This is a genomic window from Nitrospira sp. (assembly GCA_029194535.1).
Lineage (GTDB): Bacteria > Nitrospirota > Nitrospiria > Nitrospirales > Nitrospiraceae > Nitrospira_C.
The window spans coordinates 2380935-2394115 of the sequence record JARFXR010000001.1; the positions used below are offsets into that span (position 1 = coordinate 2380935).

Below are 13181 nucleotides of genomic sequence, written 5' to 3' on the forward strand. Positions count from 1 at the left end.
AACTATCTGTCCATGGTCCCACATCACATAGTTTTCGTCCATGGGATCGGGGATGAACCAGGGGGTTTTAGCGAGTGGATACAACCTCGGATCTTCCACACCTTCTCCGGGACAGTATCTCGTCTCATGGGAATAATACCCCCTCCAGAGTCGCTCAACTTTAAGGAGGCCTTGTGGTCCGACGTCACTCAACCACAGCAAGACAGGTTGTGGAATGATTTGTTCCCTACCATGCGTATCAAAGGCAAGTCGATGAGGGCAAAGTTGCCGTGGAGACTAATTCTGACGGACGTGCCTTCTAATCCCAAGAGTTGGCTACATCAGCTGAAGTATTGGTCCCGACTCAGAAAACTTGCTGTCGTGTATCAGGGGGACTTGATCGCCTATATCAAATCCCCCGGTGACAACAAGTACGCGCGCATCCACGACATCATCACTGCCACGATTGCCGAATGTATGAGCGAAACGATGGCGACCGAAGCTACAGGGCAGAATCCGGCGCCTGTGACGATCGTCGGGCACAGCCTGGGCTCTGTCATCGCTTCCGATGCACTGTACGATGCGCGTCGGAACGGGAACTGTTGGTGGCCGGCGCAGTTGCGATTGGCGAATTTCTTCTCTCTCGGTTGCCCTCTATCGCTCTATACCCTTCGTTACAAGATGGATACGGAGAAATGCTTCCAGAAGGCAATTCGCATGCAGAATCCCAACGGTCTCTGGATCAACATTTTCGACCCGCAGGACATCGTCGGATACCCCCTGAAACCACTCAACACAGCCTATTGCGAGGCCGTCTTTCTGGACAAGGAGATCAGCCTGGGCCACTGGTGGAATCCTTGGCATCTACTCTTACGGTGGACTCCCCTCAATCATTATATGTATTGGGAGGATTATTCGGTGGCGTACATCATCGGGAAAAAGGCGGCCCTAGATTGGATGCAGACAAACAGGCCTGACCTTGCCCCACAGCTCAACTTCGAGTACGCCGCCTATCAGGATGAGCTCAGGACAAATCGCTCCAAGTATTCCTAAGTACATCATGGAGCTTGCGGAGATGACTTCAAACATCACAAGGTCCCGGGCAGGAGGAGGTGACGGATGCCTGAAATTCGCAAAGGAATTCAGCTCTGCAACAACGTCACGGAATTGACGGCTATCGCTCCGCTGAACCCGGGAGGGGCCGAGCGGTTACGAATGATCTTCGATCTCCGGAAACGTGCGGAGCAGGCCGGTGATTCGAGCCCGATTGAACAGATCGAATCCATTCACTACGCGCGGTGGGTCATTTTGGATGGAGGCACTCGGCTGCTATTTACGAGCAATTTTGATGGTGATCTTGAAGGGTATTTGGCTGAATTCGCGGAGCGGGACGAAGGCCCGCTCAATATGATTTTCGGAAATTGCATCGGCTGGCCCGGCGCAAGACCCGTAGGGCCGTTCATTCAATATGTACGCGATCACATGGTCCCCGCCGAGTACTACTATTCCGCGTATCCGCGGCATACGGTCAAGGAAGTGAAGCGGGCTCTCTATTGGAAAGGGAGAACGGAACACGCGATCGCCAGGTTGCTCCCGGAACTGGCCGATACGGTTGAAGCCATTTCGGAGTGCTGCAAACAATACTCTCAACTCCAGCAGCCCCTTGGCGCCCGGATGATCACGCCAAAAAGCCTCGACGACGCCAGAGGAAAGATTCACGCCTTTTTGACAGAGCTGGCGCTGCCCACTCCCGAAGATTTCGATAAGCACTGATCGGAGGTTCCGCCATGAGCCCGGAGCAACCCCTACTAGACCTTCAGGATGTCCAAGGCAATATCCTGAGTAAATACGATGCCGGCTACGCAACCTATTTGTTCTACCGAGTGGACCTCGTCGAACAGGCACTGCAATGGCTTGATGCTCTCCTCGAATTCATTACCACCGAGAAACGCAAAGTCCACGAGAGGCCCCAGTCAATGGTAAACATCGCAGTCACGTTTCAGGGGTTCCGGGCACTCGGCCTGTCACCGACCTCTCTCGACAGTTTTCCACCGGAATTCCAACAGGGCATGAAGAATCGGGCGGGTGTGCTCTGTGATTTCGGCGGAAGCGCGCCGGAAAACTGGGAGCGACCGCTCGGCTCACCCCAGGTCCACATCCTCGCCATCATCCACGGCGCCGACAGGACGCACTGCGATGACCTCGAGAAGAAGGCTCACGACCAGATTGAGCGCACAACCGGGTTTCCAGCGGGAGTGACCTTGCTGGCGAGGATGGAGGCGGACGGTCTCCCGGGCAACAAAGAACATTTTGGCTTCAAGGATGGAATCAGCCAGCCGTGGATCGAGGGAACGAATCCAGGGCCTCCCATCGAACCATACGGGGGAAAGCGGATCAAACCTTCGAGAGCCGACGCAAACCTGGCGGATTCCTTTGCACCTTTGAAACTCGGTGAGTTTCTTCTGGGTTACAAAGATGAGCTCGATCGCATCAATCAGCCGCTGATTCCTCCGGAACTCGGAACCAACGGGACCTATCTCGTCCTGCGAAAGCTCCATCAAGACGTGGCCAAGTTCCATGCACAAATGAAAGAAGAGGCGAAATTCGTCTTCGGGGATACGGCGGCCAAAGACCGGTTGGCAGCCCTCATGGTCGGTCGCTGGCCGAGCGGTTGTCCCGTCGATCGATCCTGGGAACGTGATGATCCTGCGTTCACGACCGATGAAACAATCAACGCCTTTGCGTTTGTGGATGAAAACACCGGAACGGTCGATGACAAGGGGATCCATTGTCCCGTCGGCGCGCACATTCGCAGGACCAATCCGCGGGATTTAAAGCTGGACACACACGGCAATCTGATTCTTGAATCGATGAGCACGAGACACCGGATGATCCGGCGCAGTTTACCCTATGGGCGGCCGATACAAACAAAAGACGACGAGACCGAAGATCGCGGTCTGGTGTTCATAGCCCTGGTGTCCGATATCGAAAGGCAATTCGAGTTCGTTCAGCGCAACTGGGTCAACGACGGCGATCCGTTTCGCTTGGATCGAACCGACCGCGATCCACTCCTTGGGAACAATCGAGATCAACGGGATGTGACCCCCTCCCATGCTCCGCAGACCTATTCTGACATTCTCACAAGAATGTGTCTCGCAGGCGGCATCGCCGGCGCCGTCACAGCAGTCGTCCGTAACCCCACCACGATCGAGATTACTTACAAACCATCCTCCGGAATCAAACTGGACAGGACGGCTGGGTTTCCGGAGAAGTTAGCGCTATCGCTTCAAGTTGAGAAGGTAGAGATAACCCCCCACCCCGACGGCGTTTCGGCGATTGTCACGATTTTCTCATTCAATGAAACCGCTCGGAAGTTCACAGTGCCCGCTGGAACGCGGCGACCTTGGGCGCTGAATCTCCCGGAGTTCGTCACGACGCGAGGTGGAGAGTATTTCTTTCTTCCCAGCCTAACCGCGTTGAAGTCGCTTGTGCAGGGCGATCTGTCTTCCTTCCGGAGAGAATTCGAATTGATCTCGACACGGTATCGAGACCCCGCCAAACGATCTGAGGAGCAGGGGCAGATGATCAGGAGCTGGCTGGTCTATCGTCCAAAAGAAATGTTGCAAGAATTGCGAGAGATGGCCGATGGACCGCAAGGGACAATTTTTACAATGGACGGGTATAAAGTATTCGGAAATCCAATTTACACTGCCAACCCTCCGATTGCCGTCATCACGAAGTACGCGGACGTCGTCGAAGTGCTCGACGGGAGGAGACATCCTGAGTTTAGTGTGGCGCTGTACCGGAAGCAGATGGATCTTCCGCCTGGGCATCCGCCACGAGGTCCGTTTATTCTCGGCAGGGAGCTGTCGGACCCGCTGTATCAGAGGGAGATGCCCATCCTCGCCAAGGCCGTCCAAGACAGCCCCGTCACTCACCAGCTCGGTCAGATCATCACCGCGATCCTTGATCCGATTTTCAACGATCTCAAGCAGCGCAAATCGGGAAAGATTGATGTGATTCAGGATCTCGCCTGGCCCATTCCGCTCGGCATCAATGCGAGATATTTCGGAGTGCCCGGTCCGGATCCGGAAAGCTTCAAACGCTGGTTGCGCGATATCTACCGTGACCTGTTTCTGAACCTGAGGGGAATTCCGGAATGGTCACAGGCTGCAGATAGGGCCGCAGCGGAAATGAACCCCTATCTGGACGGCCTGATCCAGGAATATGACATGCGGACGGAGTCCGTGTTGAAACAGCTCATCTTGGAGGAACAGAAGGCGCAGCCCGCATTTGCTCCGCACTTTGTCAGACGCAACATCATGGGGCTCACGGTCGGGGTGGTGGAAACCACCCTGAAGGCCGTCGCCAGGACGATCGACCAACTGATCCGCCGCCCGCGGCAGCTCAAAGAGGCTCAGGAGGCCGCAAGGCTCAACGATAAGGCTCTCGTGCTCCGGTACACCTTTGAAGCCATGAGATTCAACCCACAAAACCATCTCCTATTTCGAATGTGCACGAGCGACACGGAAATCGCGGTTGGGACCCCACGACAGACGACAATCAAGAAGGGCACGGTGGTTTTTGCCGCGACCCTGCCGGCCATGTTCGATGCCGAAGGACCGTTCAAGCAGCCGAACGAGTTCAGGACCGATCGGAACCAGCGTGACTATTTGTTCTTCGGGTACGACGGACATGAATGTATGGGCCGTTGTTTGATACCGGTTGTGTTCCAGGAATTGTTCACGCGTCTGCTTCAACTCAAGGATCTCCGAAGGGCGATCGACGATCCGTTCGACCCGATCGACTTGTTTCCGAAACACTTCTACCTGGAGTTCCAGGCATGAGGTGACAGCATGCGAAACGCAACAGGCTCGAGTGCGGCATTACCGTGGTTATCTCTGGCATTGCTGCTTATGTTGTCAATGCCCGCCATAGCCCGGGGAGAAGCCTTTCGTGTGCTGGATCAAGGTGCGGCTGCGTCTGGGCAGGGGACCGCCTTTGCCGCTCAGGCAGACGACCCATCCGCAATCTACTACAATCCTGCCGGCATGACGCAACTGCAGGGAGTCCAATTTTACGGAGGACTCCTCTTGGTTGGAGGGTCCTACAACTACACCAGCCCCACCGGCGGCAACTACAAGGGCAACCTGGACGGATCCATCGCCTGGCCGCCACCGACGAATTTTTACCTCACGGCAGGCCTAGATCGCTATGACATTGGTTTCCTAAAGAATTTGACCTTGGGGGTCGGCGTCAACTCCCCCTATGGGCTCATCATTAATTGGCCGCAGAATGTGCCGTTTTCAGCGTTGGATACCTTTGCAACCTTGCCGTTGCTTGATATCAAGCCGACCATGGCCTACCGGTTCAACGACTATCTCTCCATTGGTGCCGGTCTTGATATCTATACCTTTGCCAATTTTGCCGGAGAAGGCGCGGTCCAGGTGAACTCATTCATTCCTCCTTCGACAAGTCTGGAGTTGAACCTGAAAGATACCGCCGTCGGTTACAACATTGGTGTGATGCTGACGCCCTGGCGAAACGAAGCCGGCAAACCACGTTTGAACTTGGCCTTTGTGTACCGTAGCCAGACCACGTTAAATCTCAACGGAAACTTCCTGGTGAACGGTGGGTTACTCGCAGATGCTAGAGTGGACCTCACTCTGCCAAATGTCTACACGGGAGCTGTGGCCTACTGGCCGGTACGCGATGCAGAGCACGAATGGAAATTGGAGTTTGATCTTGATTACGCTGACTGGCACAGCATGAAGCAACTGAACATCCAGCTCAGCAATGGGACTACGCTGCCGGAGCCACGCGGTTGGAGCGGCGTGTTTATCCCCCGCGTAGGCACCGAGTATAAGTGGCTGGGGCCAGACGTGCTCCCTGAATGGGAAGTCGCCGCTCGGTTCGGATATATTCGTTCACAAACGCCTGTTCCCGAACAGACGTTTGAGCCAGCCGTGCCCGACGCCAATTACAATTCCTTCTCCGTAGGTCTCGGCTTTCTCTGTAAAGACCGGGGACGATTTCTCGGAATTATCAAATGCAACACTCCACTGTTGGGTCCTGTCGGCATAAAGGGCATCGGGTTGGATGTGGCGTATAAGAACCAGCTTTACGAATCCAGGACGATCACGAACAATCTCCGCCCCGTAATCAACGGCACATATGATACGATCTTGCACGCCGGTGTCTTGAATCTCCGAATAAACTTCTGAAGAAAATGAACACATCGAGAGGAAGTATTGGCTACCGACAAGCATCAAGGGTCAGCACCTGACCGAATGGAGAGTCTCCACTCTAGCCCTCCTTGGGATACCCCTGACATTCGCGCCCATGCTCCGTCCGCTACAACACCAATGCTGTATCCAAAGGCGCATCGGATACTCGAGCGTCCGTTTATGGAATTTCGTCCGTTCGGGAAGGACGTCGACGGCAGCTCGATTCGAGACATGACAGGCGTATCGATCCGATCCAACGTGGAATACCTGGAGGAATCAGTCGCGCGAACTCACGGGACAGATGCCGGAAAGCGAGCAGTCGAAGACTTGATTCAACGTCTCAATGCGCGGATCCCAGATCGCGCCTACCATGTCACGGCGCAATTCTTGAAGAATCCCTGGACATCCTATTCCAATGAATTTACCGCCTATCTGGTTGAGTTTTGCGTGGAGCTCTCCGGCGATCCGGACTTCCAATTCCACATGGGACGTGAAAAGCTGATTCCACCCATCATGCAAACCCTCATGCGTCCATTCTCGGTCAAGAGCATCTACCGAGGCGCCGCTCGCTGGATTCAACATTACGCGAAGGATTCTTACGATCTGCATGGCATCGAAGTCGCCGACGACTATGCGATTCTCAGGATGACGCTGATGGATCGGGCCTTACGGCAATTTGGACCATATCGCCGCGCCTGTGCCAAAATTTGGTGCAATGCCCTGAAAGTCGGCGTGTCGATCGTTCCCGAAAAGGTGCATCACTTGGAACAGGCCACGATGGTCGACCGGCGATGCATTGTGGAAGGAGATGACTACTGTGAATGGGAGGTCCGTTGGACTGAGCCGACGAGATGGTACCCAGGCAAACGGATTGCTACGGGTGTGGCGCGTAAGGTGTTAAAGGATGAGATTGGCGGACGAGAGCGCGTTATCGAGGAACAAACTTCCTCACTGAACACTCGGCATGAGGAACTCGAAAAAGCGTACCTTGAACTCCAGCAGACGGCGGTCGAATTGCGGCGACGAGTCGATCATCTCACTACCCTGTACGAGGTCGGCCTTGCCTTCACATCCAGCCGTGATCGAGAGACCCTCGTTCGTCACGCCATGGAAACATTGATCCATAAACTGACCTTTGACCGGGTCATGATCGTCTTCTATGATCCGCTACGACAAGTTGCTCACAGCGCACGCCTTGTAGGCGTCTCCTCAGAAGTAGCCCGCTTTGCCGAACAGCTTGAAATTCCTGTCACAGACCCAGCTAGTTTCGAAGGCATCGTCTTACAGCAGGGACAACCGATCCTGATTCATGAGATATCCCAAGTCTTGGATCAACTCCACCCACTGTACCGGGAACTGGCGACGAGAACAGGAACCAAGTCCTTTATTACTGTTCCTCTGAAGGTCAAGGGGTGGATCCTCGGGTCTCTCACTGTAGATCGAGGCCAGGCACACAGTTTGACCCAGGATGATCTTGAAGTGATGGTCACCTTCGCCAATCAACTGGCCATCGCCTTGGACAACGTCGCGGCGTATCGGGAGATTGAGGAGCTGAACACCGGGCTTGAGCAGAAAGTCCTTGAGAGGACGATCCAGCTCGAGACGGCGAACAAGCAGTTACAAGAGTTGAATCAACTGAAGTCCTCGTTCGTGTCCATGGTGTCGCACGAACTGCGCACGCCGATGACGTCGATTCGCACCTATGTCGAGAATATGCTGGACGGCGTGACGGGCGCCGTGAACGACAAGCAATCGCAGTATCTGCGCCGCATCCAATTCAACATCGACCGGCTGACCAGAATGATCGTCGATCTGCTCGATCTCTCGCGCATCGAGGCCGGCCGGGTCGAGCTCAGACGGGAGTCGATCCCGATCGTCGGCTGGATGAACGAGCTGGTTGAAGGATTGCAGTCGCTCGCGGCCGGCAAATCCGTGACCATCGAATCGCACTCTCTTGCGACTCTGCCGGCTGTTCATGCGGACCGGGACAAGCTCACGCAGATTCTGACGAATCTCATCGGCAACGCGATCAAATTTACCCCGGCGGGGGGACGGATTGCCGTGGAGGCACAGGTCCACGATGACAGCGACTTTCTGCGGATCTGTGTGTCCGACACCGGCTGCGGCATCCCGCCTGCCGAGTTGCCGAAAGTCTTCGAGAAATTCTTCCGAGGAACGACCACATCAGCGGAGGCCAGAGGAGCCGGGTTGGGTCTAGCGATCGCCAAGAGTCTCGTCGAGTTGCATGGCGGCTGCATCTGGGTTGAAAGCATGGTCGGTCAAGGCACGTCGTTCTACTTCACGCTTCCCTTCTATTCGACACAGGAAACAATCAGGTGACGTGCTGAGTTCCGGCTCAGCATTCAGCAGACTCACCGCGGAGCGTTGACAGAAAGTCCTCAATCGTAATCTTGATTCCTGATTTACATCTCCTGGATCAAATCTGATGCCGTTACAGGACGAACAGATTCAGTTTGTGCCGTATCGATTCACTCCGTCGTGACAGGCATGTGACGAGATAAATGCGAATCGCCCCTAAAACTGCGACCAATGACGCTGTGTATGGATCAACCGACATGTCCCCGATCCCATGGCCTAGGTGATGGCATATGTATTGCTCTATCCGAGAGCAAGGGTCACGCAGACAATCCATCGTCGGACCACAGGACGAGAAGGAGATCCATCATGGACTTCGCGGTGATCCTGATCCTCGGCAATACACTGATGGCCGTTCTCATTTACATTGTGATTACCAAGATCTGGCAGGACTGATCGACGGAGTCCTGAGTGGTGATTCCTGAGTTGGCGGCCTTTGGCCCTCCGAGAACAAGATAAATGTCCTCTGAATCATGACCGAAACTCAGCACGGCAATCTCAGAACTCCTGTGAGCTTCCGGCGCGGAGCCGACCACCGGATGTTCGACCGTCGCGAGACGGCCGCCGTCCAGGCTGGTTCTGGTCCTGACCCTTCCAGAGTCCGCAGGTCGCCTCTGCGCCACTAAGGCCGCGCTGTCCTCATTACTGACAGCGCGGCCTTCCTTTTGGGACCCGCGAGCCTCCCGGCCGGTGCCTATCCTTCTACTCGTCCGCCAAGGTGTCCGGCGCTTCCTGACGGATCAAGCGCTGTGGTAGACTCGCGCCATGCACGAGGAAGCTCGACTTAGTCCAGTCGAAAACCCTCTCCGCCTATTGCCGGCCTATCTCGGCACGGACTCCATTGCCGAGGCCGTGAAGACCGCACGAGGCCGACGGATGCTATGGCTCGAAATCCTTGTCAATGATCAACTTGATCTCTCGCCTTGGGCATCTGATCCCGCTGTTGAAGCCGCGTATCGAAATGCTTGCCGTTGGTACACGCAATACAGACGCCTGATCACCCATCTTTTGAACAGAACGCCGCTTCCGTCGGATCCGGGTCCTATCGACTCCCGCGATTATCGGGCGTTTGCCGAGGCTCTCTCCTTTGTCTGCGCTCACCGTTGAGTATATTGTCGGCTTACTGAGAACGTATGCCGGCCAAACCAGCGACCCGGTAGATGTCTTGCTCGTGGGAGCGTTGGCTCTGCAGGCGTATGGTTACCAGGACCGTGTGACCCGGGATGTGGATGCGGAGCTTGTTGGGGCTGTTGAGCCTTTAGCCGAATTCCTGAATCAACATCAGATTCCAGCCGACCTCACCACCAATTTTTCCGGGTGGTCGGTCATCGCGATGCCGGTTGGGTACCGAGATCGCGCAAGCGACTTGGTGCATCACGCAAATCTTCGAGTAAGACTGATGGCTCCTCTCGACTACGTCATTGCCAAGTTGCGGCGGGGAACGGAGATTGACCTGGACGACGCTGCTTTTGTAGTCAAACGGTTTCATCTCACAGCCGATCAGATCCGCGCAGCGGCGGGTGCGGCCATTGCCGCCTCCCCTCGCGATACGGTGCTGTTCCTTTTTCGAACGACGGTTGATCTCTTCTGTCAAAGTCTTTCCGCCGGGCAATCGTAAAGGACAACCACCCTTCCGGCCGGTGGCTGCCCCGCTTCCACAAAACACACAGCCTCCCCTCTCCATGAATCGCTTTTGATTCATCCCAAACTCTTTTAGAGCCCATCCCGTCCGGTACATAGATCCTTCTCTCTCCATGTGCTTGGTCACGCGCGGCGGATTTCCTTGTCTTCGGTGCAGCCACGCACGTGCAATGCAGGCGGAGCCTTCTCGGACTTCTCCTGGCCTGCTGATTGCACTTCGATACATGCAGCAGTAACCCCAATCGGCAACGGAGGCTCTCATGGACATCGGCGTAATCTTATTCTTGGTGAACGCAGTGATGGCGGCGCTGATCTATATCGTCGTCGGGATCATCTGGCAGGACTAGGAAATTGTCTACCGGCAAGACAGTAGGTCCATATGATTCGCTGGACATGAACGCCAGGGGTTGCTCGGAATTGCTTGTCGAACGACGCAGAAGAGCATATCGTGTGCATGGCGTGTCCATGAGATGCTGACACTCCTACGACACCTCACCTAGCCATGAGACTTCTATGCTCCTGCGCCTGATCAGTTTGTGTGTGCTGCCGTTGGTGATTTTCGGTTGCACCGGAGCACTTCGGAACCAACAGCTTGAAAAGGTGGCCAAAGACTGGGCCCTCGTTATCCGGGCCAGCCAGGTCATCCCAGTCTACCCCTTGACGGAAGATCTGCAACCCGGCGATGTCTTGCTCGTCAGCACGCCGATCGAAGATCAAGTAAGGACATATAGAGAAAAAGGGTTCCTGGCTTTGGACCAGCATCTGGTTCGGCTCTACTCAAGCGACTTTACGAAGTTCTACAATTCCCGCTATGGAATCAGCGACGAAATGATTCCACCCGCCATGTGGCAGACGCTTGACCGTGAAGGCAAGCATCAGTGGGGGCTGGCGCCACGTGCCGCATTTCCGACGTATAGTTTTTCGGCGTCGTCCGGCTCCGGGCTCAATCTGGCGGTTCCGGTCCAAGGTGTGCCCTTGGCTATTGGTCTGATGCATGCGGGAAAGGCAAGCGGCACGCTGACCATTGCTGACTCCTTCACCTATGGTTTGGATCATGTGCACCTGTTAAGTCTGGTACAAACCTGGGCGAATGAAAATCGACGCATCCTACGGCAGTACGCGTCTCAGAATAATCAACAGCAATTTTTGAGAGTGGTGAGTCGTGTGTACAGCACCGGTCAGATCACGGCCACGGTCAATAACGACGACTCCGTTTCTGGAGAAGCACGTGGGGGAGCCAATAAGCCTGTCGAGCTACCGGGACTGACGCAGGGCGAGCCCGAAAAGAACTATGCCGATACCCTCGCTGCACTCAACCAGTTAGTCTCCGATGAACTGCCAGGAGGGAAGGTAAAGTTTGCGGCGGCAACCAGCCGGTCCATTACCTTAAGCGAGACGTTCCCGCGTCCACTGGTCATCGGCTACGTGGGGTTTGACCTGCCTATCTTGGAGGGAGGTCGATTGGGATCGCCCATATCAACTTTGGCTCAATTAGGCGCCGAGCGAACGATCCCGTCGCAGAATCCAACCTCCAGTACTTACCGACTGGCCACATATGCCCATCTGTACAAGACGTTGAAGGACACCAAAGGATCCGAGGCAGAGCAGCTTCGCCGGGACCTCGATGCCCTCGCTCAGAAGCTTCCCGTCTCATATCCGTTTTCGTTGTATGAATTCTCTGCGCCCGGAGTTCTTCAAAGAGACACAGAAGTGGTGGCAGGCAGGCCCGTTAGCCGAGGAGGATTCCAGGATGTCGTGGACTACATCAGCCTGGCGAGGAAAACGTCCAGCACACTTGAGTCGTATCTCGCGGGGCTGTCGGAGAAGAACCCAGAAGTAGATGTCAATTTCCTGGAACAAGAGCGACAAGCGGCCATCAAAGCAGCTGATGAAGCATCCCGGTCGCTCTCATCCGAACCTGCTGTTATGCGCGCCGTCGATTTCGTGTTGTTTGAATAGCCGTACACCGGAGGATTCGATGGCATTAGAAGAAAAGAAGACGTTCATCCAGGATGAAAAGCCAAACATGACGTTCGAGGAGAAAAACCTCCAACTCTCGGCTGAACTCGCAGTGGCGCCGAACGTAAAACGGAAGATCGTACAGATTGACCGGATTGAAATTGGAGCATCAGGCTGGTGGATCACCTATCGAGTGGGCTCACCGGACTAGTTTCTCCGCGAACTACAAATAGCGGCGTCTCTTAAGCCACACCTCAGCTCGAATTCGACATGCCGCAATCTCCCGCCTCGGATGAATCACTTTGGGTTCAGTCTGAATTCTTTTACGTTCCGCGTCCTCCGCCATCTCAGAAACTCAGGCAAGTCCCTCGACTGAGCCGAACGCCGAATCGCCTTTTCTGATTTGCGGTTTTGCGCATCCAGCACTGAAGTGGCTCGCTGCATCCGCACCTGGCCTGGCCATTGCTATTGGGTCATGTAGATGTCTCACCATGGGAGGAGATCATGGATATCGGAGTAACACTGATCATGGCCAACTTGCTGATGGCGGCGCTGGTCTATGTCGTCATCGGAATGATCTGGCAAGAGTAGCAAGATGTTGAAATCGCCCGCTGGAGTCGTTCTCGTATCTCTCAAGGCCTCGATGTACGGCCCCGGGAAAACGACTGTTCCCGCAGTCGATGGGTGGGCGGGGGAAAGCAGTCTACGACTCGACCTCTCGCTCACTGCGGCCTAATCGGCGAACGTTTTGACCGTCTTGCAGGATAATGGAAGAAGTTCTGAATGTTGAGTTCGGGGTTCGGAGTTGATTGCACCTCGTTCGGAATGAGGAATGGGCGTGCGGGAGGCGAACGGGACTGGTGAGAGTCACACAACGAGCCTCCCTTGCTGGCCCCGTTCAGAAGTGGCGGCTAACTCTTCTCGCTTCTCACGCTCATTTCGCTTTTCGCGCTTCTCTCGCCTTTCTCGCGTGGCAAAGACAGATCCAGATGACGGTAT

At 55.1% G+C, this 13181-nt stretch carries 9 protein-coding genes; all 9 read left to right on the plus strand.

Annotated elements, in window-relative coordinates:
- Positions 1 to 264 precede the first annotated feature (264 nt).
- The 9 genes from P0111_10960 (at position 265) to P0111_11000 (ending at position 12773) form a co-directional block, all read left to right on the plus strand.
- A complete protein-coding gene (locus P0111_10960) occupies positions 265 to 1032 on the plus strand; it encodes a hypothetical protein (protein MDF0644543.1) in 768 nt (255 codons plus the stop codon).
- A gap of 66 nt (positions 1033 to 1098) precedes the next feature.
- Positions 1099 to 1752, plus strand: coding sequence for a hypothetical protein (locus P0111_10965; protein MDF0644544.1), 654 nt, complete (start codon positions 1099 to 1101; stop codon positions 1750 to 1752).
- A gap of 14 nt (positions 1753 to 1766) precedes the next feature.
- A complete protein-coding gene (locus P0111_10970; GenBank protein MDF0644545.1) occupies positions 1767 to 4826 on the plus strand; it encodes a Dyp-type peroxidase in 3060 nt (1019 codons plus the stop codon).
- Between the two features lie 9 nt (positions 4827 to 4835).
- On the plus strand, positions 4836 to 6203 hold the full coding sequence (locus P0111_10975) for an outer membrane protein transport protein (protein MDF0644546.1): 1368 nt from the start codon (positions 4836 to 4838) through the stop codon (positions 6201 to 6203).
- A gap of 183 nt (positions 6204 to 6386) precedes the next feature.
- Positions 6387 to 8546 carry an ATP-binding protein gene (locus P0111_10980; GenBank protein ID MDF0644547.1) on the plus strand — a complete coding sequence of 720 codons (2160 nt, stop codon included), beginning with the start codon at positions 6387 to 6389 and terminating at the stop codon, positions 8544 to 8546.
- Positions 8547 to 9669: 1123 nt separating this feature from the next.
- Positions 9670 to 10200 carry a DUF6036 family nucleotidyltransferase gene (locus P0111_10985; protein ID MDF0644548.1) on the plus strand — a complete coding sequence of 177 codons (531 nt, stop codon included), beginning with the start codon at positions 9670 to 9672 and terminating at the stop codon, positions 10198 to 10200.
- A 536-nt stretch (positions 10201 to 10736) separates the two neighbouring features.
- On the plus strand, positions 10737 to 12182 hold the full coding sequence (locus P0111_10990) for a hypothetical protein (protein MDF0644549.1): 1446 nt from the start codon (positions 10737 to 10739) through the stop codon (positions 12180 to 12182).
- 19 nt (positions 12183 to 12201) lie between these two features.
- Entirely contained in the window at positions 12202 to 12393 is a 192-nt protein-coding gene (locus tag P0111_10995) for a hypothetical protein (GenBank protein ID MDF0644550.1), read from the plus strand.
- A gap of 257 nt (positions 12394 to 12650) precedes the next feature.
- A complete protein-coding gene (locus P0111_11000; protein MDF0644551.1) occupies positions 12651 to 12773 on the plus strand; it encodes a hypothetical protein in 123 nt (40 codons plus the stop codon).
- Positions 12774 to 13181: the final 408 nt, after the last annotated feature.